The organism is Salipiger mangrovisoli (genome assembly GCF_015223355.1).
Lineage (GTDB): Bacteria > Pseudomonadota > Alphaproteobacteria > Rhodobacterales > Rhodobacteraceae > Salipiger > Salipiger mangrovisoli.
In genome coordinates this window covers 1-26315 of sequence record NZ_JADFFK010000033.1, presented here as the reverse complement: position 1 = coordinate 26315, position 26315 = coordinate 1, and the positions used below count along the sequence as shown (strand labels likewise).

At 62.9% G+C, this 26315-nt stretch carries 19 protein-coding genes and 1 pseudogene; 8 read left to right on the top strand and 12 right to left on the bottom strand.

What is annotated here, in order from left to right; translation table 11 throughout:
- Nucleotides 1-4 precede the first annotated feature (4 nt).
- The 6 genes and pseudogenes from IQ782_RS26625 to IQ782_RS30455 form a co-directional block, all read right to left on the bottom strand.
- On the bottom strand, nt 5-1996 hold the full coding sequence (locus IQ782_RS26625) for a hypothetical protein (RefSeq protein WP_194137716.1): 1992 nt from the start codon (nt 1994-1996) through the stop codon (nt 5-7).
- A gap of 160 nt (nt 1997-2156) precedes the next feature.
- Nucleotides 2157-3755: a VPLPA-CTERM-specific exosortase XrtD gene (gene xrtD / locus IQ782_RS26620; RefSeq protein WP_194137715.1), complete on the bottom strand. Its 1599-nt coding sequence runs from the start codon at nt 3753-3755 to the stop codon at nt 2157-2159.
- 50 nt (nt 3756-3805) lie between these two features.
- Nucleotides 3806-5068: a hypothetical protein gene (locus IQ782_RS26615; protein ID WP_194137714.1), complete on the bottom strand. Its 1263-nt coding sequence runs from the start codon at nt 5066-5068 to the stop codon at nt 3806-3808.
- Between the two features lie 20 nt (nt 5069-5088).
- Entirely contained in the window at nt 5089-5685 is a 597-nt protein-coding gene (locus IQ782_RS26610) for a polysaccharide biosynthesis/export family protein (RefSeq protein WP_194137713.1), read from the bottom strand.
- 67 nt (nt 5686-5752) lie between these two features.
- Nucleotides 5753-7795 (bottom strand): tetratricopeptide repeat protein, encoded by a 2043-nt coding sequence (locus IQ782_RS26605; RefSeq protein WP_240989594.1) that lies wholly within the window; start codon nt 7793-7795, stop codon nt 5753-5755.
- A 45-nt stretch (nt 7796-7840) separates the two neighbouring features.
- A pseudogene (locus IQ782_RS30455) lies at nt 7841-8056 on the bottom strand (tetratricopeptide repeat protein); the annotation flags it as partial.
- 536 nt (nt 8057-8592) lie between these two features.
- Here IQ782_RS30455 and IQ782_RS26600 point away from each other — a divergent pair.
- The 3 genes from IQ782_RS26600 to IQ782_RS26590 are packed head-to-tail and all read left to right on the top strand — an operon-like array spanning nt 8593 to nt 11951.
- A complete protein-coding gene (locus IQ782_RS26600) occupies nt 8593-9501 on the top strand; it encodes an ExeA family protein (protein ID WP_194137711.1) in 909 nt (302 codons plus the stop codon).
- A 12-nt stretch (nt 9502-9513) separates the two neighbouring features.
- Entirely contained in the window at nt 9514-11103 is a 1590-nt protein-coding gene (locus tag IQ782_RS26595) for a GumC family protein (protein WP_194137710.1), read from the top strand.
- 14 nt (nt 11104-11117) lie between these two features.
- The gene (locus IQ782_RS26590) at nt 11118-11951 is read left to right on the top strand and encodes a CpsD/CapB family tyrosine-protein kinase (protein WP_194137709.1); all 834 of its coding nucleotides are present in this window, start codon (nt 11118-11120) and stop codon (nt 11949-11951) included.
- A gap of 29 nt (nt 11952-11980) precedes the next feature.
- On the opposite strand, the gene IQ782_RS26585 is transcribed toward IQ782_RS26590, so the two are convergent.
- The 3 genes from IQ782_RS26585 to IQ782_RS26575 all read right to left on the bottom strand — a co-directional run bounded on the left by IQ782_RS26585 (nt 11981) and on the right by IQ782_RS26575 (nt 14485).
- Nucleotides 11981-12385 (bottom strand): stability/partitioning determinant, encoded by a 405-nt coding sequence (locus IQ782_RS26585; protein WP_194137708.1) that lies wholly within the window; start codon nt 12383-12385, stop codon nt 11981-11983.
- Nucleotides 12385-13071, bottom strand: a complete 687-nt coding sequence (locus tag IQ782_RS26580; protein ID WP_194137707.1) for a ParA family protein — start codon at nt 13069-13071, stop codon at nt 12385-12387. The genes IQ782_RS26585 and IQ782_RS26580 overlap by 1 nt, the downstream gene beginning before the upstream one ends.
- Nucleotides 13072-13447: 376 nt before the next feature.
- Nucleotides 13448-14485 (bottom strand): replication initiator protein A, encoded by a 1038-nt coding sequence (locus IQ782_RS26575; RefSeq protein ID WP_194137706.1) that lies wholly within the window; start codon nt 14483-14485, stop codon nt 13448-13450.
- A gap of 802 nt (nt 14486-15287) precedes the next feature.
- Here IQ782_RS26575 and IQ782_RS26570 point away from each other — a divergent pair.
- Together IQ782_RS26570 and IQ782_RS26565 are read left to right on the top strand one after the other, a co-directional pair.
- Complete coding sequence (locus IQ782_RS26570) at nt 15288-15548, top strand: spike base protein, RCAP_Rcc01079 family (RefSeq protein ID WP_194137705.1); 261 nt, start codon at nt 15288-15290, stop codon at nt 15546-15548.
- A 291-nt stretch (nt 15549-15839) separates the two neighbouring features.
- Complete coding sequence (locus IQ782_RS26565; protein ID WP_194137704.1) at nt 15840-16307, top strand: VPLPA-CTERM sorting domain-containing protein; 468 nt, start codon at nt 15840-15842, stop codon at nt 16305-16307.
- A gap of 111 nt (nt 16308-16418) precedes the next feature.
- Here IQ782_RS26565 and IQ782_RS26560 read toward each other — a convergent pair whose 3' ends face one another.
- The 3 genes from IQ782_RS26560 to IQ782_RS26550 all read right to left on the bottom strand — a co-directional run bounded on the left by IQ782_RS26560 (nt 16419) and on the right by IQ782_RS26550 (nt 21227).
- The gene (locus IQ782_RS26560) at nt 16419-19646 is read right to left on the bottom strand and encodes a PKD domain-containing protein (RefSeq protein WP_194137703.1); all 3228 of its coding nucleotides are present in this window, start codon (nt 19644-19646) and stop codon (nt 16419-16421) included.
- 435 nt (nt 19647-20081) lie between these two features.
- On the bottom strand, nt 20082-20348 hold the full coding sequence (locus IQ782_RS26555; protein ID WP_194137702.1) for a hypothetical protein: 267 nt from the start codon (nt 20346-20348) through the stop codon (nt 20082-20084).
- Between the two features lie 276 nt (nt 20349-20624).
- Nucleotides 20625-21227, bottom strand: coding sequence for a sugar transferase (locus tag IQ782_RS26550; protein ID WP_240989592.1), 603 nt, complete (start codon nt 21225-21227; stop codon nt 20625-20627).
- 1762 nt (nt 21228-22989) lie between these two features.
- On the opposite strand from IQ782_RS26550, the gene IQ782_RS26545 reads away from it, so the two are divergent.
- From IQ782_RS26545 to IQ782_RS26535, 3 genes are all read left to right on the top strand, one after another.
- Entirely contained in the window at nt 22990-24018 is a 1029-nt protein-coding gene (locus tag IQ782_RS26545; RefSeq protein WP_194137700.1) for a replication initiator protein A, read from the top strand.
- Nucleotides 24019-24512: 494 nt separating this feature from the next.
- Entirely contained in the window at nt 24513-25130 is a 618-nt protein-coding gene (locus IQ782_RS26540) for a hypothetical protein (RefSeq protein WP_194137699.1), read from the top strand.
- 352 nt (nt 25131-25482) lie between these two features.
- Complete coding sequence (locus IQ782_RS26535; protein WP_194137698.1) at nt 25483-26040, top strand: PEP-CTERM sorting domain-containing protein; 558 nt, start codon at nt 25483-25485, stop codon at nt 26038-26040.
- Nucleotides 26041-26315: the final 275 nt, after the last annotated feature.

Sequence of the window (26315 nt, the reverse complement as noted above, 5' to 3'; positions counted from 1 at the left end):
GGGCTCAGCTTGCATCAGCCCCCTGCTTCCAGGCATGGGCATTGGCGGCAGGGGCCGGCCCGGTGATCTCGACATGCGGCGGCGTGACCGGCAGGCTGCCGTCGCTGCTGCCCTGCTTCCAGGCCTGCAGGATCTTCCAGCTGCCCGCCAGCTGCTCCGTGCCGCCCGCGGTCGCGAGGAAACTCATGATCCGGATCGAGGACAGCTCGCCGGTGTCCGCCGGGAAGGAGGCGTCGATCACCAGTGCGCCATCGACCCAGACCCTCAGGAAGCCGCTCGCGATGTCGTGGCTGAACACCATGTCGAATTCCACGCCATCGGCGATCACCCCCGCGGCGGACAGGACTCCGTTGACCACGGTGCTGCCAGAGGAATCTTCGCCGTAGACCCGCAGCGTGCCGCTGGTCTTGATCAGCTCGACCTTGGCGACGTTGGAGTTGATCCCGAAGAAATCCGGGGTGCCGCTCGCGGAGGAGAAATCCGCCGTGCCCCTGATCCGCGCGGTGACCGCGGTCACGCCGCTGCCGATCGCCCCTGCGGCATCCTCGAAATAGGGCCCGGCGTTCGTGGTGGCGAAGCTGGGATCGCCGGGGATGGTGCTGGCCAGCGCGGCAGCATCCGGCAGCGTGCAGACCGGCAGGCCGGGCACGTCCGGCAGCCCCAGGTCGATGATCGGGTAGTCGCGGTAGAGCGCCGCGTCGAAATCCTCGGGGCGCTCCAGCATCCCCGTGGCGCCGCCCTCGCCGAAGGTGATCGAGGTCGCGTCGTTGAAGCTGCCGCCGTCGTTGGGGTAAAGCCGCACCCGTCCCGAGACCAGCTCGGCGCGCTGCGCCGGATCGCCGTCGATCTGCCATCCCGCGACGTCGGTCCAGTGCGGGAAGCTGTCGTCCAGCGCCGGATCGCCTGCGGCGGCGCGCAGCGTGGTCACGTCTCCTGCCGAGGACCAGACCTCGACATAGCTGCCGTCCGCCTGCCATGCACACATGTCGAAGACCGGCGGCGCCCAGCTGGTCACCGCCGCGCCGCGCAGGATCGCATGGGCGATCTGCCGCGCGCGGAAGTTCAGCCCCTCGTCGGTCCAGGCGCTCGGGTGCGCACTGTCGGACCAGCTGCCGTCGCCGTCATCGATGCCGTTGGCGTAGGCGTTGAGCTGCAGCACCGGGGCGGTGAAATGCGCGGCGAAGGCCGCGTTGTCCAGCAGCGCCCGCCAGCTCTTGGTACAGCGCTCCTTGTTTACCAGGTTCGCCTGCTGGCTCTGATCCGCGGCGACGATCACCGCGGACAGGTGGTCCTCCTGGATCTCGAAGCGATGCGCACCGTTGTTGGCGATCACCATGGGCACGCTGCCGTAGAGATCCCTGAGCGTCCGGGCGATGGGGAACCCGATGCCATTCTCGGCGACGAAATCGAGCGGGCTTGCCTCGGAGTAGACCAGGTCCGAGCCGTCGAGCGCCTTGCCGAAGAGGAAGGCGGCGAAGCTTTCGCCGTAGTCGGCCCCGAGGCTGCCGGGGGCGGCGTACCAGGACTGCCACAGGTAGTGCACCGGCACCCCGTCCGCCGTGGCGGCGGCGTGCAGCGCCCAGTCGTCCTGCCAGTCGCGCGCCGGATCCGCGGCCGTGCCCATGAGCGTGCGCGGGTCGGTGCCCGCCATGACCTGCATCACGATGACAACCTCGCGCCCGGGCAGCTGCCGCATGAAGGTGTTGCCCATGGCCACCATCGCCGCCGTCACCACACCGCTGCCGGCGACCGTTGCGTCGTTGAGCGTCACGCTGTTGACCCCCGCCGCGCCGGAGGAATCGTTGTCGTGCCACCAGAAGGTCACCATGTCCTGCGCCACCAGGGGCTCGGGGGTCAGCTCGTCGTAGAACTGGGAGAGGATGCGCTCATCCTCCGACTGGCCCCAGACCGCCACCTTGAAGGGGGCGGTTTCGGGGGCCGGTGCCCCCGGCCCTTCCTGCCCCGCGGACCAGAGCGAGATGCCGAGACCGATCATCTCGCCGCCTCCCCGCCCGCCTGCGCCGCAGCGCACCCCGTTCCGTCAAATCGCAGACCGTCCGTCATCGCCGATATCTCCCGCAAGCTGCCCCGTGGGCCCCGCTGACAGAAATGCCGGGATCAAGGTTAACGGCGCGGTGCCGCAGCGTACGGTGCCCCTACTCCGGCACGTAGCGCGGCAGCTTCTCGAGGGCCCGCGCCATGATGGCCTGCAGCCGCGCATCGGCCTCGGCCTCGGTCTCGTTCCGTCCGATCGGGGTGACGAAACGCACCAGCGCGCCATCGGTGCGGCCGCGCAGCAGGCTGTCGCGCAGCACCAGCAGCTTGGTGGCGAAATCATTGGTCATGCGCTGACCGCGCTGCTCGAACCAGTAGTAGACCAGCTGGCGGTCGAGCTGGCGCTCGATCACCGCCCGGTTGAGGGTGAAGCTGCCGTAGACCGTCCCGGGCATCTGCACCTCGTGAGGTCCGAGCGAGGAGATCTCCCAGCCCCCCGAAGGCAGGCAGACTTCCGGTGAATGCAGCCCCTCGCCCTCGGTCTGGCTGTGGTACCAGGCAGAGAAGAATTCGACCGGGGCGGCTTCGTCCGGGGCGCCGTAGATCGCGCTGATGTAGTCCGTCGCGCCGAGCACCTGCTCGATCTCCGGCGACAGCGGCCGGACCACGCCGGACCAGGCACCGAGCCGGCTGGGGAAGCTGGCAAAGCTTTCGCGGGGCGGCGCCGAGGGCTCGGGCCGCGGCGCGAGCACGAAGGCGGCCGCGACCGTCGCGGAGAGCAGCGCGGCGAGCGCCAGCCCCCGCGAGGCCCGCAGGCCGAGGACCTGCAGCGCCTGCGCCCCGAGCCCCTGGAAATCCAGATCGATCGTCTCGGACAGGGATTTCGGCGCGCGCGTCAACCGCTGCAGCCCCAGCGCGGTGAGGAACAGGATCGCCACGCAGGCCCCGAAGATCACCCAACCCTCGAAGAAATGCAGGAAGCCGGTCGCCTGGCCGATGCCGTAGGAATTGACCAGCGCGCCGATCATGCCGATCCGGAAGGAGTTCATCAGCACGGTCAGCGGTGCCGCCATGACGAAGAGCACCACCTTGTGCCAGTAAGGACCGCGGTAGAGGATCGCCGTGAGATAGGAGAAGCTGAGGATCGGGAAGAGGTAGCGCAGCCCCGAGCAGGCCTCGGCGACCTGCAGCTTGAAAGCTCCCAGGTCGATCACGTTGCCGTCGAGATAGACCGGGATGTCCATCAGCCGGATGAACCAGACGCCCAGCTCCGAGCTGACCCCCTGCAGGAAGATCGTCAGGTGCCAGTAGAGGAACTGCGGCAGCGGCAGCATGAACACCAGGTGCAGCACCGGCAACTGGTGCCGCCGCCCCTCGGCCCAGCCGAAGCAGGTCAGCACCACGCCGCCCACCCAGAGGATGAAGGCATAGGTCACCACGTCGGGGATGGCCGCCAGGTTGCCCAGGATGCCGAGCGCCAGCGCCGCGACGATCACCGCCACGCCGGGCCGCCGGTCGACCGGCGTGCCCGCCGGCCGCGGTGTCTTGTCGCGCAGCTCGCGCAGGAACAGGTAGAGCGAGATCAGCGGGATCAGCGGGCCGTGGCTGTATTCCGGCGTGATCCACGCCCGGCCGAGGGACAGGAACCCTGTCCAGTAGACCGGCACCGCGGCGGCGGTGAGCAGCAGCAACCAGGCAACGCCGCGGAAGCGGGAAAGGCCGCCGGTCTGATCGAGACGGGCCGAGGGCGCTGTGGTCATGTCAGGTCTCCCAAAAGGCGGTCTTTCGAAATGGCGACGGCGCGCCGGCATCAGAACCTGCTGCTCCAGTCGCGCCCCAGCGTGACGAAGAGCGCGCCCGACGTGGCGCTGTCCTCGCCCTGGGCGTCACGCCGGGTCGCCTCGGCCCCGATCGACAGCCGCCACTCCTGCGCCAGGCGCCGGTGCAGACCGGCGGTGAGCCCGACCTGCCCGCTGCGCCCGCCCACACCGAGGGCGTCGGTGGCCGAATAGGACGCCGTGAGATCGAAGGCCGTCTGCCGGTCGAGCTCGCGGCTCCAACCGGCCCGCGCCGCGGTGCTGAGCACGGTCTCGCCCCCGGATTGCAGCGCCACCTGCCGGTCGAGATGCGCGCTCACCCGGCTGGTGGCCGAGAGCTGGCGCTCGAGGCCGAACGCGGCGACGACGCGGGTATCATCGTCCTCGAGGGCGGTAAGGCCGATATCGAGGTCAATCCAACCGGTGCGGCCCAGTTCGCGGCGCAGCCCGGTGGTCAGTGACACCCGGTCCGGCGCGGCATCTGGCCGGGCGACCTCCAGCCCGGCGCGCAGCTCGCCCGCGGGCCGGCGCAGAAACAGGTCGAGCGAGAGGCTGCGCGTCGCGATCTGCGCGCTGCCCTCCTCGTCCTGCAGCTCGTAGCCCAGGAGGCCGCGCAGCTGCAGCGTGCGGCTCAGGTCGACATGGCTGCCAAGCTCAACGCTTGCGCGGCGGCTGTCACGCAGCCCCTCCGACTCGACGTCCTGATAGCTCAGGCTGCCGCCACGCAGCGCCACCGACCAGCCGGTGGGCCCATCGCGGCCGCTTTTCGCCGTCAGGCTGAGGCTGCTGCTGCTGCGCCTGCCGGTTCCGTTCAACGCATCGATATCCTCCGGCACCACCAGGCTGCCATCCTCGAGCTCGATCAGCTCCAGCGGCCGCAGGTAACCGATGTCGCGCCGCGACAGGCTGGCGCGCGCGGAAAGCGCGACCGGCGTGCCGCTGCGGTCGTAGCGCAGCGCGGCCGACGGGTGGTCGACTTCAAACGTACCCTCCCCGATATCCCCCAGCAGCTGCGCCCCGAAACGCAGCGAGAGCACCGCGTCGCGGGTCACCGACGACAGGTGGTAGCCGAGGTCGGTGGTCGCCAGGGTCTCGGTGTCGGAGGCGCCGGCGACCAGGTCGGGGTTGCGGGTCACCCGCAGGGATTGCTGCACCTCGACCTGCGCCATCCGACCGCCGGTTTCCTGTGCCGCAACGGGCGACAGCGACCCGACCAACAGGGCGGTCAGCGCAAGCAGACCAATCACACGGCGCATCGCGGCGTCCCCTGCCCGTCTCACTCGAACAGGCGGCGCGCCGGGACCACGATGGTGTCACCCGCGGCGATCGGCGCGGCCCCGACGCCGATCTCGCCGTCCAGCACCTTCTGGTAGTTCAGCATGTAGATTTGCGCCGCGCCCTTGCGGCGCAGCTGGACACGCTTGACGGCCGCGAAATCGGTGAAGCCGCCGGCCATCGCCAGCGCCTGCAGCAGCGTGGTCTCGGGCTCGACCTCCATCACGCCGGGCCGGTTGACCTCACCGATGACGTAGATCTTCAGCGGCTGCGCCGCCGCCGGGCCACGCACCTCGGGCACGGAGAGCAGCGAGACCGTCACCGTCGGCGTGGTTGAGAAGTCATCCGCAAGACCGGCGGTGATCAGGCTGCGCGCCTGCTCCACCGTGCCGCCGCCGACCCGCAGCACGCCCGCCAGCGGCACCGAGATGCGGCCGTCCGGCGCCACCAGCACCTCGCGGTCGATCGAGCTGTCCTCGACCACCTCGATGCGCAGCAGATCGCCGGGGCGAATTCGATAGTCATAGGCACCGGCCGAGCCCGGCAGCAGCGTCAGCACCAGGGCGGCAATCGCAAGAAACGGAGCGAGAAGTTTCATGTCTTCGGTCTCATATCAGGGTTTCTGAACGCCCCGGCGCGCCGCGCCGGGGCCTTGGCCAGGGCAATCAGCCGCCCAGCTCATCGCGGAGCGCCTGCGCGCGGGCAAACTGCGGCACCGCCTGATCGTCCCCGGCAAGCTCGAAGCCGCGCGCCAGCTCGGCGCGCGCCTCCGCGGTGCGGCCGGCCTCGGCATAGGCAAGGGCCAGGTTGAAAGCGATGCTGGCCACCCGCGGCAGGCCCCTCGCCGCCGCCTGGAGATTGAGCACCGCGGAGTCGACCTCGCCCTTGCGCAGCTGTACCCAGCCCAGCGTGTCGAGATAGGCCGGCACCTGGCTGCCGTTCAGCCGCTGCGCAATCATGTAGGCACGCTCGAGATCTGCGGCCTCATCGCTATGGGTCGAAAGCATGCTGGCCAGGTTGTTGGCGATGACGATATCGCCCGGCTCTTCGGCGTAGAGCGCTTGGTAGATTTCGATAGCCGCCTCCGCCTGTCCGTCGTGCTCGAGGTCGAGCGCATGCAGGACCCGCAGGCTTCTGGCTTCGGGGTGCCGCTCCAGCGTGGCGGCCAGCGTCTCCGCGGCCTCGTCGCGGCGGCCCAGTTCGGTCAGCAGGGCGTGCAGGCGCTGCACCGGGATCACCTCATCCGGCGCATCCTCGAGAAGAGCGCGATAGATGGTGACCGCCTCCTCGTTCTTGCCCTCGATCGCCTTCAGGTTGGCCTCGAGCAGGCGCAAGAACGTGGCCTCGGGGAAGGCCTCGCGCATCTGCGCCAGCTTGTCCGATGCCTGCTCGAAGCGACCGGCGCTCATCAGGATGCGCAGCAGCTGCACCTCGGTGCTGAGTTCGGCCGCGCCCTGCCCATCCTCCGCCTGCGCCGCCTCCGCCGCAACCAAGGCAAGGCTTTCATCGACCCGGTTCTCGCGCAGCAGCAACTCCGCCTGCATCGCCCGAGCCAGCTTCTCCGCCTCCGGCTGTCCGCTCTGCGCCAGGCGCTCCAGCAGGTCTCCTGCCGCGACGGTGTCTCCGGTCACCAGCAGGGTCTGAGCCAGCAGCGTCGCGACCTGCAGGTCGCCGCTGGTCCGCAGCGCCTCGGTCAGCACCCGCATGGCCGCCTCATGCGCGCCACGCTCGATCTGGAAGCGCGCGTAGGCCAGCGCCTCGCGCGGCGCGCTATTGGAAATTTCCACCGCCTGGGCAAGCCGCTGTTCGGCCAGTTCGATATTGCCCAGCATCTTCTGGGCCTCGGCGAGCAGCCGCAGGATGTCGGTGCGGCGCGGCGCCTGGTCCAGCGCCAGGCGCAGGTCGGTGATCGCCGGGCCAAACGCGTCTGCGCGGATCTGCCAGGCGGCACGAAGGATCAGCCCCTCGACATTGGTTTCGTCACTGGCCAGCACGTCATCGACCAATGCCTGGGCTGCGGGCACGTCGCCTTCGGCCGAATACATGCGCGCCAAAGAAATGCGCGCTTCGTTGGCCAGGTCGTCCTCCTGCGCATGTGCCACGACGTCGGCCACGGCCTCCATCGCCGGGTGCCGCTGCCCCGCGTCGAAACGAAGCTGCGCAGCGCGCAGCGCGTAGATCCGGGCGCGGTCCGTTGCCTCATTGGCCGCCGCCAGTCGCTCGAGCTCGGCCTGCGCCGCAGCGGGGCCGCCGCTGCGGCGCAGCAGTTCGACAACCTCGAGGTGGCGCTCGGGGTCGGCATCATCGGCCCCCGCCCGCATGCGCAGGAAGGCCTCGGCCCCGGCCATGTCGTCCCGCAGCAGGTGCCAGCGGATCACCATCGCCACAACCTCGGGGTTTTCGGGAAACTGCGCGTGCATCGCGTGCAGCTGCTGCCCCAGCTCGTCCTGGCGGTCGAGCGTGAAGAGCATCTGCACCCGCGCCATCTGCAAACCCAGGGAGTCCGGATGCAACGCCAGCAGCCGCTCCAGATGGGGCAGCGCGCGGGCCGGTTCGGGGCCCGATCCATGCCAGTCAACCAGCACCCGCAGTGCGACATCGAGGTCCGGATGATCGTCGAGCAGCGCGCGTGCGCGCTCCGCCGCCTCGCCCGCCGTCACGTCGTCTCCGGCCTGGCGTGCGGCCTGGTAGTCGAGGAGTGCCTTCAAGGCTCGGTGCGCCGGATGCTCCGGATCGAGCGCGATCGCGGCTTCGCCGTGGCGCCTGGCTTCTTCCCAATTCCCGGCGTCAACCGCGAGCTCGGCGAGCTGCCGTCGCACATCGACGAGATCCGGATATTGCTCGACGAGACGAAGGTACTGGCCATAGGCCTCCTGGGCCCTGCCGTGTTCGAGCAGCAGTCTGGCATAGAGCCGGCGCGCCTCGAGATGCATCCCATCGTTGTCGAAGACGTTGCGCAGCTCGAGCATTGCGCGCTCGGTGTCACCCTCCTCAAGCAGCAGAAGCGCGGATTGGAAAAAGCGCTCCCCTCTCTCTTCACGGCTTTCGCAGCCCGCTACGAGGGATACAGCGAGAAATAGGGGGGAAAGTTTACGAAATATTAACATCTATCTTTATTCCGCACCACGGTCACACAAGACATTCCACACGACAGCCCCTCCGCCCCCACCTAATACACAAACGCTCGGAAATTTGCGAAACTTATACGGAGATGGAATACAAATTCCCGCAGTAGGAGAATATGCCACACTTCGCAACTCCGTCAGGGAAGTTAATGCCGCTGTTCCTGTTTTCCGTTTACTCGACATTGGGCTTGAGCCATTTTCTCCGGACATCGGTCAGACTGCCGGAAAATTCGCTCCCCTTGCGTCACGCAAGAGCAGACGTTTACGACAGTCGGCGTGGGGTTCTATTGAGGCACTTTGGCGCAAAACTGGAAAACTGATCCATATGGTGCGGAAACGCTTTTCATGATGCCCCATCTTTCCCGGCACTTGGGTACGGTATGAGTTTCAACTTCGACATCTACACGGGCCATTTCGGCCTTACGAAGAAGCCTTTTACCCTGGTTCCAGACCCGGACTTCGTCTTCTGGTCGAGGGCGCATCTCAAGGCCAAGGCGATCCTCGAATACGGGCTGGTGAACCGCTCGCCGATCACCATGGTCACCGGCGAGATCGGCTCCGGAAAGACCACCCTGCTGCGCCACATGCTGAGCAAATCCAGCGACGAGCTGACAATCGGGCTGATCGCCAATGCCGCGGCCAGCGATCGGGCCGACCTGATGCGCCTGGTGCTGCATGCCCTTGGCCAGCCGGTCGGGGAGACGGTGGTTTCCTATGCCGCGCTCTACCACCAGCTCGAGGCGCTGCTGGTCGAGGAATATGGTCAGGGCCGCCGCGTGGTGCTGATCTTCGACGAGGCGCAGAATCTCGATCGCGACGCGCTTGAACACCTGCGCATGCTCACCAACATCAACTTCGCCGACCATGAGCTGGTGCAGATGGTGCTGTTCGGGCAGCCCGAGCTGCGCGACATGGTCATGCGCCCCGACATGCGCCAGCTGGCGCAGCGCATCTCGGCCAATGTCTTCCTGCCCAGCTTGTCAGAGGCCGACGTGCGGGCCTATATCGAGCACCGCCTGGGCGTCGCCGGGGCGAAACGCCGGCTCTTCGACCTCGACACCATGCCGCTGATCTTCGAGATCACCGGCGGCACGCCGCGTCTGGTCAACCAGCTGTGCGACTTCGCACTGCTCTATGCCTTCGTCGACGAAACCCCCACCGTCACACCCGCCACGATCCGCCGCATCCTCGAGGACGAGCTGTTCCTCTGCGCCGACCGCGGCCAGCCGCTGCGGCTCGTGCGCCCCGCCGGCCTCGCCGCAACACGCGGCACTGACGATATCAACTAGGATCGCTCCCCAATGGATTTCGGCTATTACTGGAAAATCTTTCGGCGCCGCCTGCCCTATCTCGTCATCCTGGCGGCCTTCGGAGCGGCGCTTGGGGTGGCCGTGGCGCTGACGCTGCGTCCGGTCTATGAATCCAAGGCGACGCTGATCGTCGAATCCGAGCAGATCCCCGGCAATCTCGCCGCGACCACCGTGCAGACCGGGGAGATGGAGGCGCTGCAGATCATCCGCCAGCGCATCCTCAGCCGTGAGGTGCTTCTGGAGCTGTCCAACCGGCTGAACATCTACAGCGCCGCCGACGCCATGAGCCCCGACGAGAAGGTCACCGACATGCGCGCACGCATCGGCATCGTGACCGTTGGCGGCCAGAACACGCGTGGACCGCGCGACGCGACCATCGTGACCGTCAGCTTCAGCGCCAACAGCGCACGGCTTGCGGCCGAGACCGCCAATGAGATCGTCACCCTGATCCTGCAACAGAACGTGGAGATGCGCACCGCGGTCGCGCGCCAGACGCTCGACTTCTTCACCCAAGAGGTCAAACGGCTCGAGGCCGAGCTGTCCCGCGTCAGTGCGCAGATCCTCGAATTCCAGGAGAACAACCTGGAATCCCTGCCGGAAAGCCTCGACTTCCGGCGCGGCCAACAGGCGGCGCTGCAGGAGCGTCAGGTGCAGCTCGAACGCGAGAAGACCGCCTTGCAGGAGCGGCGCGAGCGCTTGGTGACCCTGTTCCAGGCAACCGGGCGCACCAATATGTCCGCCTCCGGCATTGCCGCCGCCGCGCCCCGCAGCCCCGAGGAGGCCCGGCTTGCCGATCTGCGCGCGCAGCACACCCAGCTGTCGGCGGTGCTGAGCGACAACAACCCGCGCATGGCGGTGCTGCGCTCGCAGATCGCCGCCGCCGAGGAGGCGCTCGCGCGGCGTCCCGCCTCACCGCCCCCTGACAGTCAGGAGGGCTCGGCCCTCCCGCAGCTCGAGACGTCGCTCTTCGACATACAGATGGCCGATCTCGACGCCCAGATCGCCTATATCGAGACCCAGCAAAGCTCGGCCGAAACGCGGATGGAGGAGATCCGCCAGACCATCGAGCAGACACCGGCCAATGCCATCACCCTTGCCTCGCTGGAGCGCACCCATGCCAACCTCCAGCAGCAGTACAACACCGCCGTGGCCAATAAGGCGCGCGCGGAGACCGGCAGCATGATCGAGTCGATGTCGCGTGGACAGCGCATCTCGGTGGTGGAGCAGGCGGTGCCGCCGAGCCGACCGACCAGCCCCAACCGTCCGCTGATCTCTGCCGTGGGGCTGACCGGAGGGCTTACGCTCGGGCTGCTGCTCGTGGCACTCATGGAGGTCACCAATTCCGCGGTGCGGCGCCCGAAGGATATCCGCGCCGGGCTCGGCATCGAGACCTTTGCCACCATTCCCTACATGGTCACGCAGCGCGAGCACCTGCGCCGACGCACGATCACGCTCAGCGCCGCACTGGTGCTGATGGTCGGTATACCCGGCGGGCTCTGGTACATCGACCAGCATGTGACCCCGCTGCAATCCGTCGTCGAACGCGTTCTCGACAAGGTCAATCTCGGCCACCTCATCTGAACAGGTAGATCACCATGGAACGCCTGCAGGCAGCCATCAACAAAGCCCGCCGCCACCAGCAAGTCGCCCGAAGCGCCCCCCAGCCAGCGGCCGGGGGCCAGGTCGAGACCGCCTGGCGCACGCTGCCCGAACTGCGCCTCGATTCCCGAAGCTTGAAGCGCAACCGCATCGTCACCCTGCATGCCACCCCCGAGGCGACGCCCTTCGACATGCTGCGCACACGCACGCTGCGCACCATGCTCGACAACGGCTGGCGCCGCCTTGCCATCACCTCGCCGACGCCCTCCTGCGGCAAGAGCACGGTGGCGTTGAATCTTGCGCTGTCGATCGCCCGGCAGTCCGCCACGCGGACGGTCGAGATCGAGATGGACATGCGCCGCCCGAGCCAGGACGCGCTGCTGGGCCAACGCCCGGGCCGCGAGGCCGGCGGCCAGTCCGTCGAGAAGCTTCTGACCGGCGAACTCGCCTTTGCCGAGGCCGGTCGCCGCGTCGGCCAGGGGCTCGCGCTGGCCACCAGCAGCACCCCGGTGCGCAATGCCTCGGACATCCTGCTGGGGGAGTCGGTCGCGCGCGCGCTGCAGGCCATAGAAACCACTTACCAGCCGCAGATCATGCTGTTCGACATGCCTCCGGTCTTTTCGACCGATGACACGATGGCCTTCATGCGCCACGTGGATTGCGTGCTCATCGTTGCCGCGGCCGAACGCAGCACCATCGCCGAGATCGACCGCTGCGAGCGCGAGCTCGCCTCGCAGACCAATGTGCTCGGCGTGGTGCTCAACAAGTGCCGGCTCAGCGAGGGCGGGCAGAGCGGCGACGGGTATGGCTACGGCTACGGGCCCGACTGATCCGCCCCCCTGCCCCGGTCGCCACCGCCTCAGCCGCGCCCGAACCTCTCCTCGAGCAGCGCCACCGCTTGCTCGAGCGTCTCGCCCAAGCCCCAGCCCTGCGCGTCCGCGATGCGGCAGTAGGCCTCGATCGTCTCGGGGCGCGCCTTGAGGTTGAACTGCTGGTTGCGTCCGGTGCGACGGCGGCGCAGCGGTGCGGGCGCTTCGGCCACCTCGGCGCGGGACGGCACCGCTGCCGGTCCCGCGACCGGAGCCCCCTGCCCCGCGGACACTGGCACCGCCGCCTCGCGGCTGCGGAAGCCCGAGGCCTCGGCCAGCTTCCTGAGGTTCGGATCAGACTGCGGCGCGGGCCGCGGCTGCGGTTGCCAGTTCTCGGGATCGAAGTCGTCGAGCTCGGAACCGAAGCCCAGGTCGGCGCGCTCGCGGCCGTCCATCACGCCACCTCCTGCGCCGCGCGCGCATCCTTGAGCCGCGCCAGCACTTCGCCCGAGAAGGCCTCGGCATTCTCGATCGCGCGGCCAAGGTTGCTGACCTTGTCGTCGGGCAGATCGGTGAGCAGCCCGCCGTAGTCGAAGATGTCGCGATAGGCTGCGCGCTCGACAATCGGGGTATGGAAGACCGGGATCTGCGCCCGCTCGAGTTGACCGATGACGTTTTTCAGCGACCGGCTGGTGACCGCCGCCGAGGTCCGGGTCATCAGCACCGCGTGGGCGATCTGGCGGCGCATCATCCGCTCCTGGTTGCGCACCAGCTTGATGGTCTTGGCTGCGCCCTTGGCATCCATCGAGCCGCCCTGGCTGGGGATCACCACGAGGTCGGACATGCCCACGGCATTGGCCACCATCAGGCTCGCCGTGCCTTCGAGGTCGACGATCACGAAGCTGGCGCGGCGCGCCGCCGCATCGATCTGGTCGACGATGCTGTCCTCGGTGATGTCGCTGACGATCTCGACGGTTTCGGGCAGGTCGCCCAGCTGCGACCACTGGGTGATCCAGCGCTCGGGGTCGGCGTCAAGGATGGTGACCCGCGCCTTGCGGCTGGCCAGCGCCGAGGCAAGGAGAAGCGCGGCGGTGGTCTTGCCGGCGCCCCCCTTCGGGTTCGCAAAGGAAATCACGGGCATGTACTGCCTCCTGCTGCTCTGTTGTTCTGTTGTTCTGTTGTTCTTGTCTGGTTTTCTTGCCGTGCGACGAGACTAGCACAGCCTGGTAGCTTCTCGCTAGCTATCGGCTTGCGCGCCGCGACGGAACGGGCGCAGGGGCAACACGGTGGCAGATATTCTGCGCTAGATCATAGCTATCCACTAAATATGGCCTGACCTGTAACAGCTATCCTATGGATATCTTCCCGATAGCTCTCCGCTAGCTTCCCGATAGCATCCTCGATGATAACCCCTAGCTATCGGTTACCTATCGTCTAGCTATCCGATACCCTTCTACCCTCTGCGCTCCGGCAGGAGCTGCGGACCAGGCAGGGCAGGGGGGGGCAGCCAACGCCGGCTAGGGCAGCTGGTTCTTCTCGGCCCAGCTGCTGCAGAAGGACAGAAACAGCGCATCCGCATCCGCTGGCGCGGGCTTGCCGGTGCGCAGCCACCACAGCGCGAATTTCTCCGACAGCATGTGTACGTCCCATCCCGGTGCCACGGCGCGGGCGCGCCCGAACACCTCGCCGCTCAGCCGCGCCAGCAGCGCGCCGACGGTGCCCGCCTCGCGACCGCCCCTTGCCGGCATGGTATTGCGATTGACGAAGGTCACCAGATCGCGCTCGGCATCGTAGAGCACCCGGTAGTCGGGCAGGTGGTCCCCGTCGAGCAGCGGCTTCAGCTGCCGGCGGAACTCGCGCAGGGAGCCCTTGGATCCGGACTTGTGGTGCAGGGTGTGCATGCGGAACGACCAGCTCTCGTCATGGCCCACCGACTTGCGCGCGATCTCGTAGATGCGGCGCTCGACCGGGCGGGTCAGCCGGAAGTAATCGCGGTGCAGCGTCAGCACGTCCATCTCCTCGATCGAGTGCATCACCACGTCGGACAGCCGCAGCTCGAGACTGCGGATCTTGCCGCTCGCCTCGTCGGTCTCCATGCGGGCCCCGTCGATGATGCCCATCCACTCGTCGGTGCGCGTGCCGCCGAACAGCACATTGGTGCGGAAGCGCGTGCCGTCGATGCGGTCGAGACTGTCGCAAAGCGCGTCATAGTCGCGCCCGCCGGTGCCGCGCTGGGTGAAGACCAGGAAGGCATAGGGATCGATCTGCACGCGCTTCGAGAGCGGCCGGCCTTCTTTCATCCCGGCGATCAGCTGCGAGATCGCGTAGATGATCAGGTCCTTGTCGTAGATCGTCGGCAGTCCCTTGATCGACGGACGGAACTCGATCCACTGGCCGTTGTGCTCGTAGCGCCGCGGCTCGCGGTCCGGCTTCTTCGAGAGCGCGTAGAACGGGTGCTCCATCGAGGCGAGGTCATCCTTGAGGATCGCATCGGTGATGTCGCAGACGAAGAGATCGCCATCGGGATGCCTCAACGGCTTGAGCTGATCCGCCATGAGACATCAGCTCCCGTGCGCCCGGACAGGGCAGGGGGGCTCATGGGCGGCCCCCAGGCGATTTGGGAAGGTGCTGGGAGGCAACTGGCAGCGGAAGGACATCGACACGATAGGGCACCACGGGAAGGGGACAGCCGCCAAAGCCCGGAAGGGCAGGGGGCGTGGGCAAAGGTTCGGGAAACACACACGCACGAGGAGGTTAATAAATGGTTTACAACGCCCCGAGCCCGGAAACGCCGGCTGGATCGATGTCCCCCCGGAAAGCCGCAACCCTTTCGCAAAAGCGTGGTCAAGCTGTCGGGAAACACACACGCATCGCGCAGGATCCGTCCCCCGGCGCGCCATTCTCCGGCCGGTGTCGGCCCCCCGGCGCCAGACAAAGCGTATTTCGCATTGCTTTTCTCCCCTCCAAAGCCGGTCTCGGGGGCCGGCAGACCGCCGATTTCGGAGATCAGACACAGCTGCGCGGACCTCCCGCGCGGGAGGCCCTCGCATCAGGTTGCAAAAGGCGATGACTCGGGAAACACACGCGCGATATCGGGATATGCACACGGCGAGTTCGGGAAATACACACGCGAACCTTAAAAAAAAGGCGCGCAAGCTATTGTAATAACTGTAATAAATTCACACCGGAATCCCCTAAACACCAGATAAACACCCTATAAACACCCCGGCCCGACGAGCCGATCGTTCCGACCATTTGGCCCGCGGCCCAACCCGGCAGCGACCGCTGCCGCAAGACGTTGCTAATCGCTGCGCGCTCTAGTGCTGGGGATCAATCCAGCCACAGGAGGACACGGTCGTGTCGGACACATTTGCCAATCATGCCGCCGGTTTGAGCAGCCCCGCCGAGCAGGCCTTCGCGATCACCCCGGACGATGCCGCCGATCTCGCCACCGCCACCCGCGCGCTTTGCGTCGCCGGAAACGGAACCGTTCAGGTCACCACTCTCGGCGGCAGCACCGCCACGCTCTACCTCGCGGCCGGAGTCCCCTTCCCGGTGCGGGTGAGCCGGGTCTGGGCCAGCGGCACAACGGCCACCGGCATTGTCGGTCTGGCCTGATACACGCGTTGCCCGGCACGGAAAGCCCGGAGTAGGGCAGGGGGCATCGCACAACGCCCCTTGCCACATTCTTTCCACTTGGCATTCAGTTCGCCAAACCGTCCAATACTGTTTCCGACAACAGTTAACGGAAATTAACTATTTTCCATAGATGCCCGGAAATTTGCATCGATCAAGGCGAATATAAGACTGATTTCAGTAATTTGTCTTAAATATGTTGTTTTGAAGGCGACCTCAATATAGGTATTTCGAAACTTACTTAGGACGCCTTCTTGCCGAGGAATAAAGCTCATGATGAGTAAACTACGATATATCGCTGCCGCAGCCGCACTTGCGCTGGCACCGATTTCCGCGTCGGCCACCACAACCGACTACGCATTCCAGGACCCACTGAGCGGCTCAGTATGGAATTTCTCTGACGGAACCTCGAAAGCGTTCCAGTTCGCCCCCAAGCACGGGACCGAGGGTGGGCAATACATCGTCAATATCTATAATGATCTTGCCGATACGCTCCGCTATCAGGTCGCCGTCCTGAAAACCACGTTTGAGCATCTGTCCATCACCGAGGGTGCATCACCGCTCAAGGGCGCGTGGTCCATCCTGACCGTCAACTACACTGCAGACGATGCGCTGAGGGGCATCTATTTCACCCTCGAAGCGGTGCCGCTTCCAGCCGCCGCGCTTCTGATGTTGACCGCCCTCGGCGGGCTGGCCGTCTCGCGCCGCCGCACAGGAGCCGCTGAGAAGCCGGCCGCCTGAGCGCTGGTCGGCGCATCCGACGGTCCTGCACAAGAAAACACAAGCAGCCGTGAAGCCACGGCTGCTTTTTTGCCGACCGGTCCTTTCGCCAGGGCCGCCCCGCAAACGCCGTCAACCGAGGTGGAAAAGCTGCCTGTCCACATCCGTGGCATAGGCGAAGTCATCAATCGCTCCGTCAAACCCACCGCTCCAGATATTGCCCAGATCAAGCCCCCAATACTGCCGCTCAAGCGTCGTCCCGGAGACCTCGGCCTGTGCCGCAACTTCGCCATCGACCCGCATCTGCAGCAACCCCACCGCCTCGGAATAGGCAATCTCCACTCGATGCCAGTCATGATCGGCCAGGATATCTCCCTCGGTGGCAACCGAGAAATTTCCCTGGTTCGTGGTGATCTTGAACACCAGGTCATCCTGATCGACGTCGAGCTGGAAGGAATTCCGGATTCCGAAAACGTTGCGCCCCGAGGCGGTATCGCTGCGCATCGTGAAATCGAAGACAAAGCTGTCCTGCCCGAACAGCGCGTCGTAGGTCCGCGCCACATGCACTGCGCCGCCCCTGGAGATGTCGACGAACTGCGATCCATCCGCATGTTCCTCGATGCTGATCAGGTCGTCCGTCGTCGACACGGTGGCACCGGACCCGGATTTGTCGGCGATGATCGACCCCTCGAAATCCAGAAGCAGCGCGACTGTGTCAGCCGTCTCGGCCTGCAGTGCCTCGACGGCGGCGAATTGCACGGTATGTCCTTGATCCGATATCGAAATATTGTCGACGTAAACGCCGGCGTCCTGCTCCTGCCAGGGATGTCCGAAGCTCAGTCCCCAGTATTTCACCTGGGGCGTCGCCCCGGTCTGACTGCCGCTCGCCGCAACCTCCCCATCGACGACCAGCTGCATGAGCCCGGCATCGGAGTCGTATTGGATCGACACGTTGTGCGCCGCCCCGTCGTCGAGCTCGAGCCCGACACTGCCGATTTGTTTCCAGCCGTTCTCGGTATTGAGCCGCAGAACAAGCTGGCCCGCCGTGTCCAGATCGACTTCGAGGGTGTTGTGCAGATAGGCCACCGTGCCCGCGCTGTCGCCGGGCTTGAGCGTCAGATCGAAGGACAGCCCGAAGCTCTCGGCCTCGTAGAGCACCGCGTTCTTGCGCGTCAACGTCAGCGTTCCCAGCGCGAGATCGACGCCTGCATCGGTGATCGCCCCCGGCTCGTCGAGCGAATAGAAAATCCCCTCGCCCTGCGCCTCGCCCCCTTCGAAGGCCAAGCTGCCGATCACGTCGGGAATGCCGGGTTCCGGCACCAGCTCCACGGCAGGATCCGGCTCGGGATTCAGCGCATCCGGTTCCGCCTCGGTATAGAGCGCGATAGTCTGAACCCGCGCATCAACGCCATCGTGCCACGTATTGCCGATGGTCAGGCCCCAGGACTGCTTGGGCGCGGTGATCCCATGCGCCTCGATCTGAGAGTCGAGCTCACCATCGACCTCGATCGAGAGCGTGCCTGCCGCGCCGTCGAAGACGAAGTTCAGGCGGTGGGGTGCATTGTCGGCAAAGATCTCTGCGGCGCTGGTGATGAGGAAGCTGCCTTCATCGGTCTCGAGACAGAACTCTACGCGGCCCATCGCGTCGATCCGCGCCTCGAACGTCCCCGGGAAATCCACCAGCACACCGCTCGCGCCCTCGGCACGATCCACGGTAAGCCCGAAATTGAAGCTGGAAAGGTTGAACAGCCCCTCGGTGCTGCGCGTGACTTCGAGCCTCTCGCGGCCTCCCACCTCCAACCAACCATCGTCCAGAACGACGGCATCCTTGAGCTGGATCAGCGCCCCCGTACCCGCATCGTCCTGGACGGCCCCCTCGGCGAAGCTGAGGTCGAAAACCGCCACCTCCTCGATCTCAATCGACCTGGCAATCACGTCCTGGCTGCCGTCCGCTGCGGTGACGGTGAGGGTATAGCCATGCCGACCGGAGCCTCCGAAATCATGGGTGACGCTCACCCCCTCGGCCTTGCTGCCATCGTCAAAGCTCCACGAGAAGCTGGCGCCGAGCGGTGCCACGTAGCCGTCCGGACCGCGCGACCAGCCCGCATCGAGCGTGACCAATGACTTGTCCGCCTGCGACACTGTCACGTCGGCGACCGCGGTCAGCTCCTCGGCGGTGTCGGTCGCCCAGGTCAGCCGGCTGCCCGCCACCCCGTTCAGCGGGCTGTCCGGACGCAGCATGAGGTCGCGCAGGTCGCCGTCTCCGCCTGCCTCGACATTGACGAAGTGAGCGCGGTAGTCGTTGTCTTGTAGCGTTGAGGCCGCGCCAAGCACATAATTGACACCGCCGCCGGTGATCGCATGGGCAACGTTGTCCTCTATGATCGCGCCCTCCCCGCCGACCCGTATCATCCCGGTTGCGAGCGACTGGGTTTCGGAGCCATCGGCGAAGATGTTGTAGGCGTCGGGATTGTAGAGCACCGTATTGTTGCGCACGATCATGCCCGAGGTATCCACAATCGAGATGCTGTGGAAATTTGCCCCGTAGAGCAGATTGTGTTCGACAACGATGCCCTTGTAGAGAAACCCGTTGTCGTCGAAGGCTTCATTCCGGCCGAAAATCATCTGGTAGTTGGCACCGTTTCCGGTATCCAGGAAGTTCTCCCTTATGACGATGTCCTCGTTGTTGACATTGATCCGGGTACCCCAGAGCTGAATCATGTCGGAGTGGTTCGCACTCTGTGTCGCGCCAAGGAAATCATGCAGGTGGTTGCCCTCGATCAGCATTCCAGAAACGCCGCCGATCCGGATCCCGTCACCCTGAAGCGAATGGATGTCGTTTCCCACGAGCGATACATTGTAGCTGTCTAGGAAGGCAAACCCGTGGTCGAACCCGTAGACCTCATTATCTTCAAAGGCGATCCCATCGCAATTTCTGACGAGCGCAAGCATGGCACCTTCGGCGAAGTCGTCTGTGGTGCCGAGCGGCCCTTCCGCATCTGAACTCAGAACCGAATTCCGAAACGTGATGTTCTGAGAGTTGCTGATGTTGACTAGATATCCGCTTCCCGAAACCTCCTGCCCGCTCACATTGAACCGGAGGTTCTCGAAAGTGATGTTCTCGGCACCGGACATCTGGACGCTCTTGATCAGCGCCGGGTCGGATGGATCGAGTGAGCCAATGGTCACCGCGGCACTCTCCACGACATCTCCGACGTCACGGATACTCAGGGAATACTCTTCTCCTGATCTGAGCAGGATCTGCCCGCCGACGCCGGTGGACAAAGCCCGATAGGCTGCTTCGAATTCTGCCTGCGACGAGACGATCATCGTCCCGGAAACACCCTCGGTGGTCGCCATTGCCAGTCCTCACGGTTCGAAATCCCAGTGAGACCTTCGGGGCGGATCAGTACCTTCTGATGGCCGGAATTTGAAGTTTAAGAGGCAAAACCAATCTCGCTTTTGACAATTTCTCCAAAAATAAATTCGCAAATTTACGGAAATTACCCATAGTTAATATAACCTTACAAGAGCGACGCGCTCCCGGAAGGCAGGGTGAAATACAACATTCGAAAGAAGACACTTCGCATACCAGCTATCACGAAATAAACCCCAGGTGGAATATCGTAAAATTAAACAACTCATGATTTATCAACGCAACAAAGGGAGATTCGGGATTTTCTAGCGCTGCTCCTCCACCAATCATCAAGGGTGTCGGCTTCCCAGCCCCCCCGATGTCCATCGGGCAAGTTCCATCTGCGTCGCGGCTTGTCGTCATGCGGCGCGGATTTCCGCTCAGTTCCCGTTCTTTTCAGGCGCCTGCGCCTTGTCTCCCGTCATACCCGCGACCGCCCGTGTGTCTTCGCTCTGCTCCAAGTCCAGGCTATGGGGGTGGGGAAACCTCGTGGGCAGAAGGAATGCAACGAAGAGACCGATCACCATGAGGGCAGGAGCAACGAGGAGAAATATTAGGATTATTATCCCGCTAAGGTTGAGCTTCCAGAGCACGAATGCCGAGGCATAGGTGAATATGCCAAAAACCGTGACGATGGCGAAACCCAATCCCGTTGACCCGCGCCGTGGTTCGGGGGATTGATATCTATCATCTCGGCTCAAATACAACCTCCATCGCGGATCGGCCGGATCAGTATACGCTGCCCCGAAACGATATCCCAAAGAGAATTTAGGCGCCCCATGCGGGAATTGTTTTTGACAAGCTTTGCAATGGCATTTTTTTGGGCAATGAGAAAGGGATGAGGGGTTCTCAAATCATTGTCTAAGGCACCTGTCCCGTCCAGCGCCGCCGCAGCTATGCCTCACCGCAAGATGCGTACCGGGCTAGTGCCCGGTGCCCCCCAGGACCACCCGCACCGTCGCGACGAGCAGTCGCAGGTCGGTCTTCAGCGAGAGATCGCGGCAGTACCTACTGTCGTAGGCAGCCCGGTCAGCAAAACTGCTCTCGTTGCGCGCTGACACCTGCCAGGGGCCGGTGATGCCTGGGCGGAGCGTGTAATAGTCGTGTCCGGGATAGAGCGCGCGCTGCTCGACCATCATCGGCCGGGGGCCGACCAAGCTCATGTCGCCACGCAGCACGTTCCAGAGCTGTGGCAATTCGTCGAGCGAGACCTTGCGCAGGAACTTACCAACGCCGGTGACCCGTGGATCGCATTTCAGCTTCTGGTCGCGGAGCCATTCGTCACGAGCGTCCTTGCAACTGTCGAGATGCGTCTGGAGCAGCGCTTCGGCTCCGGGCACCATCGAGCGCAGTTTCCACATCCGGTAAGAGCGGCCATTCATGCCGACCCGCATCTGGCAATAGAAGGGCCGACCGCCGTCTGCGGCGACAAGCGCAACCAGCGGCAGCAGGAATACGAGCACCATCGGTGCCGCGACAAGAACAAGCGTGATGTCGAAGATCCGCTTTCCGATCCGCTTGTACATGCCCTGCGCTTGGGCGGGACCAGGATCGAACAGAACCTCGCCAAATCGCTCGCCGGCATATCGCGGGGATCTCGTTACAGTCGACTTATCGTCGAACTCCAGAAATGTCATACCAGTTACTCGTATCGGACTTCACAGCGGTCGGGACGGACATTCAGGTCCTCCCCGACACTTCAAACAAGGCGCCCAATTAAAGACACATTTTTCTCCTCAGGCGTAACATCTATATTCGAGGACGCAAATCATTCCGCACATCAAACACTGATTATCTTGGATAATGCGTATAAAAATTTCAGCATTTCAGGACTGTTTCCGTAAATTCAATGAACGCTTCCGGTCAATAAAATTTCGAGAAGACATCAGGATTTGTCGCCTGAATATCGGCGTTATACTTGGCGTCACTTCCTGGCCAAGAGGTTGGCATGGACGCCAGCCTATTTTTCCGTCGCGTCGATCAATCAATCCGTACGTCGCCCAGCCCCGGTCACGGACGGTTTCACGGGGATCGCAATTCTCTGTGGAAAGCGATGTCCGGATCTCGGCGCCAGGCCGAGCAATCTTTCGAATATGACGGAAATAAGGCTTCGCGCGAAATGGTTAAGAATTGGTTAACTGCTGCGCGCGGAAAGCGCCTAATGGGAGTTTCGCCACCACCTGCCGAACATTTTCTCTGCAAGCCCTCTGCGCGGGGTCGCAGCGGAAAGAAGCAGCCTCAGAATACGGCGGCTGCATGGGATGGAGAGTTGGAAATACTGGAGACAATCCGACCCGACGCAGGAACCTCCTTGGAGCACCGTTTGAGGTCATGCGCCGAGGTCTTTCTCGGGCATTCTATGAAAACAGGTGAAGGCAATCCTGGGTGCTGCGCATCTATCTCGACGGTGCCGCGGACCGCGTCCTGTAAAAGATCAGGATGAACGCAATCACGATGGGCCAGATCGAGCAAAGCACGTATCCGATCAGAATGAAAAGCGGAGACTTCAGTTGCTTCCTCTTCTGCTCTCGGTAGGTCATGACAATGGCCAGAACCGTCGTAACGGCATAGATGATGAGGAAGATCATCTGAAAGCTCACGTTTCTCTCCCGGGCTTCACGGTTGTCCCATGGCGATCAAGATCTGGATACAACCTGTAAATGACATTTTTCGTATTCGGCAACAATTATAAATCTACATATCCGTGGTTATTGATTCGTTACCGGGAGTATCTGCGTGCGAAACAGTCATTCGGCGATGCTGGACGTGTCGGGAAGAGGGCGGGACTGACCGAGGTGTCACCATCATCTACATGGCCGTGAAGGGAGACGGTCTTCAGGGGCAAGTGAGGCCTCTGCGCACGGGTGGCCGATGAAGTGCATTTGAGGGAATGGGGGTTGCTGCCCTCGGCGGTTCCACATGAGCCGCGTTTAGGCGCGGCGGTGAGGGGAGATCCTGGGCCGGTGGGTGTTATTTAGGTGTTAAATATAGTGTTACGGCCTCTAAGAACGGCCATTTCTAAAGGAATATCAGAGTCTTATGGAATCGCTCTGTGTGTAAAGTGTCGTTTCTCTGTGTGCAGAGTGGTGATTCTGCGTGTGCAAAGTGGTGATTCTTCCGGACCGGGCTGGGCGAGGCACTTTGCCGTGTCGGAGACACCTGATGGCGGTCGAGAGGAGGCCGAGGCTTAGAGATTGGCGACAGGTGTGTGTGAAGTGTCGTTTTTCGCTTGGTGTGTGTGAAGTGTCGTTGTAAGGCTGTCCGTGTGTGAAGTGTCGAAAGAACCCCATGGCCAGCGACTATCCGCTCCTTCCAGATCGACATCCCCAGGGGGACTTCTTCGTCTGCGACATTTTCGATGCCGCGCCGAAGGGCGACATTGCCTCGATGGAACACCCGATCTTCTCGCTGTCGACCAAGCCGGACACGCGTCCGCGCAAATATGAGCACAATGGCATCACCGTCGAGATCAAGCCCTCGATCGACGGACTCGCCACGGTACATGACCGCGACATCCTGATTTACTGTATCTCCAACCTTATCAAGGGGATGAACGAAGGAAAAGAGCCGCAGCAAGTGGTGCGCTTCCACGCCTCCGACCTTCTCAAGGCGACCAACCGCATGACGACGGGTCGCGGCTACGACCTGCTGAAGGCGGCGATGGAGCGGCTTGCGGGCACACGGATCTCGACCAATATCTCCACCGGCGGGCAAGAGGTCTTCGAGACCTTCGGGCTGATCGAACGCGCGCGGATCGTGCGCGAGAGCCGCGACGGGCGCATGCAGGAGGTGGAGATCAAGCTCAGCGACTGGGTCTTCAATGCCATCCGCGCCCAGGAGGTTCTGACGCTGAGCCGCGAGTATTTTCGCCTGCGCAAGCCTCTCGAGCGGCGCATCTACGAATTGGCACGCAAGCACTGCGGCCGGCAATCAGAATGGCGCATCGGGTTGACCACGCTGCAGAAGAAATGCGGCTCCGGTTCAAGTCTGCGCGAGTTCCGCCGCCTGGTCTCGGCGATTGCCCAGGAAGACGAAAAATACGGCCACATGCCCGACTACGAAGTCCGTCTCGACCCGGAAAAGGACCAGCTGCTGGTGCGCAGCCGCGGTACCGTGCTCGAGTTCGCAGCGCCAGAGCCCTCGATTCCGGCTCTCGATCCGGAGGTCTACGACCTGGCGCGCGCGGCGGCTCCGGGCTGGGACGTGCGGATGATCGAGCAGGAATGGCGCGGCTGGGCGAGCGAGACGCCGCGCAATCCCGAGATGGCCTTCCTCGGTTTCTGCCGCAAATGGTTTGAGCGTCGCGGCCGACCCTAGAAACGCGTGGGGGCGGTGAGCCAAACAATTTCGGCACATATGGAGCTCGGACCGAAAGAGGCTTCGGCCCTATGTCAAAACCGAAGCCCCCTCCGTGACGGAAATGCCCTGCAGAGCTCGCCGGAATTAGCCAAACCGGCCGCAAAATCATACACAAGTCGTATGGAATTGAAACATCAGATTCGTTGATTGATGCCGGGGATAGGGATGAGCGTCGATATCCGGAGAGATACTAAGCTGAAGATGCGGCGAACTTCATATTTTCCGAGAATTCCTCAGTACAGTGAAAGATATTTCGGGAAACACACACGCCCGTATTTTTGTGTTGTATGACAAGATTCGCGCAACTAATGCGTGAAATTTTCCAAGCGCTTCGAAATTTATCAACTTCAAGTTGAATATCACATATGCGTTCGAAAATATCTTGATTCCACACGTCGAGGGAGTACTGAAGATTCAGTGTATTTTATCTTGTCTCCCTGATGGAGCGGACGATGAAGGCAAAAACTGTTTTTTCTATTATCTTGCTCGCCGTGGCCTACCAGACGGAAGCTTCGTTTGCGGCAACCATCAGCACCGTCGTAAATGAGAAAACAACAAAAAGTGTCGAAATTACCTGCACGGGCTCTTGCGAGTTCTGGGACCTAGGGCTTGAGCCTCATGGTTTCAGCGACCTCAGCGGAGATTGGCTTTACCGCAGCTACGGTGGTCTCACGGGCAATGAAAATGGTAATGGGAGCAACAGTAACTTCGAGAGACGCACGTTCGTCGAGAATGTTCTGGGTACCACCTTTGAATTGCAATCCGCCTCATCGGATGTGATCGACGGAGTCAGCAGCCTTCTGGGTTATCAAGGAGGGAAAGTTGGTGGATGGACAGGATCTGCTCAATACTACCTCGCGTGGGGAGGTTTCGACCCTCGCTTTGTGCTGATCAAGAACAACTCAGCGAACAACGTATTTAGTTGGAATACGGATGACAAGGGGTCTGGTCTTAGCGGGATTGATGGTTTCGGATCAGTTTCTGCCGTTCCGCTTCCAGCCGCGGGATTATTGATGCTGATCAGCCTTTGTGCTGTCTATGGGACTCGACGCAGGATCCCTAGGGACTAGAGTAAGGGATTCACTAAATCTGAAACCATCATCGAAAGAAGATCCAGCATGGATTTATTTCTTTCTACGCAATGTCATAGAGCCTTCTATGAATAATTCATTGAGTATGTTGTAAATTTTGATGAATGGTGATATTAATTCAGGAAGCGTTTTGATTTTGTGATTTCTTTTCCGTGATAATTTGTGTATTAATTACGTCAGCTGGTTAACTTGGAGCTTTCATTAGAAATTATGTGGCCGGCGAAGTGTTTCTTGATCTGCGTGATTTACTTGAAATTAAGAAGCACACTCGAAGTCTTCACATGAGAAGACTTCGACTTTCATCTGTGATCATCTTAGTAAGGAATGTTCAATGCTTCGTACCCTCCTACTTGGTGCAGTGCTGCTTTCGGCACCTGCAGCCCACGCCTCAACAACAATCGACTTTGGTCCTGCAAGTGCCTACGGACATGGTCCGCTGATCGAGTTTAACGACCTCGTCACCCCGACGACCACCTTGAGCGACGCAACCTTCACCTTTACGGTAATGGGCGATCTTGGTGCGTGGTACGAGAACGTTGATGTCACGGTAGACAACTTCTCTCTCGGGACTGCCCTCAACAACAATATTTTCGACGACGTGTTTGATTTCTTCTGGGATATCGGCGCCGATTTCTACACGTTGACAGGCACCGCCACGATTGGCATGGCAGATTTCGCGCCTTTGATCTCTGACGGTCTTCTTGATGTCGTCTTTGATTTCTCGCACTTCGTCGATGACGGAATATTTGGCATCCCCGCCGTCAAGACCCTGTATGGATCCATCAGCTTCGAAGAAGGTCCGGCACCCGTCCCGCTGCCGGCGACGGGGCTGTTGCTCGGTATGGCTCTCATGGGGGCTGGTTGGGCGCGCCGCCGCAGCGCGGGCTGAAGCAACTGGAGTTGATGGGTAAACGAAAGGGGACCGCTATCGGCGGTCCCTTCTTTGGAACGATATCGTGTAGATAACCCCACGTTTCAGAGACCTTCGTGCAACTGCTGCTCGAAGTCGATGGACGGTGGCGGGACGCTACGGCGTCTGCGACGCTCGGCTAGGTGCCGGTAGAACTGCTCGGCGCGACCTTCCTTCTAGACCCCATGATCGCGGTGTGAGCCTGACTGGGCTGGCGGCCTCTCCCGCGGCATTCTCCGTTCGAGGGTTGCGCC

Coding starts and splice junctions, on each gene's coding strand:
- IQ782_RS26625 (WP_194137716.1), bottom strand. CDS start 1,996: ATGATCGGTCTCGGCATCTCGCTCTGGTCCGCGGGGCAGGAAGGGCCG.
- xrtD (WP_194137715.1), bottom strand. CDS start 3,755: ATGACCACAGCGCCCTCGGCCCGTCTCGATCAGACCGGCGGCCTTTCC.
- IQ782_RS26615 (WP_194137714.1), bottom strand. CDS start 5,068: ATGCGCCGTGTGATTGGTCTGCTTGCGCTGACCGCCCTGTTGGTCGGG.
- IQ782_RS26610 (WP_194137713.1), bottom strand. CDS start 5,685: ATGAAACTTCTCGCTCCGTTTCTTGCGATTGCCGCCCTGGTGCTGACG.
- IQ782_RS26600 (WP_194137711.1), top strand. CDS start 8,593: ATGAGTTTCAACTTCGACATCTACACGGGCCATTTCGGCCTTACGAAG.
- IQ782_RS26595 (WP_194137710.1), top strand. CDS start 9,514: ATGGATTTCGGCTATTACTGGAAAATCTTTCGGCGCCGCCTGCCCTAT.
- IQ782_RS26590 (WP_194137709.1), top strand. CDS start 11,118: ATGGAACGCCTGCAGGCAGCCATCAACAAAGCCCGCCGCCACCAGCAA.
- IQ782_RS26585 (WP_194137708.1), bottom strand. CDS start 12,385: ATGGACGGCCGCGAGCGCGCCGACCTGGGCTTCGGTTCCGAGCTCGAC.
- IQ782_RS26580 (WP_194137707.1), bottom strand. CDS start 13,071: ATGCCCGTGATTTCCTTTGCGAACCCGAAGGGGGGCGCCGGCAAGACC.
- IQ782_RS26575 (WP_194137706.1), bottom strand. CDS start 14,485: ATGGCGGATCAGCTCAAGCCGTTGAGGCATCCCGATGGCGATCTCTTC.
- IQ782_RS26565 (WP_194137704.1), top strand. CDS start 15,840: ATGATGAGTAAACTACGATATATCGCTGCCGCAGCCGCACTTGCGCTG.
- IQ782_RS26560 (WP_194137703.1), bottom strand. CDS start 19,646: ATGGCGACCACCGAGGGTGTTTCCGGGACGATGATCGTCTCGTCGCAG.
- IQ782_RS26550 (WP_240989592.1), bottom strand. CDS start 21,227: ATGTACAAGCGGATCGGAAAGCGGATCTTCGACATCACGCTTGTTCTT.
- IQ782_RS26545 (WP_194137700.1), top strand. CDS start 22,990: ATGGCCAGCGACTATCCGCTCCTTCCAGATCGACATCCCCAGGGGGAC.
- IQ782_RS26540 (WP_194137699.1), top strand. CDS start 24,513: ATGAAGGCAAAAACTGTTTTTTCTATTATCTTGCTCGCCGTGGCCTAC.
- IQ782_RS26535 (WP_194137698.1), top strand. CDS start 25,483: ATGCTTCGTACCCTCCTACTTGGTGCAGTGCTGCTTTCGGCACCTGCA.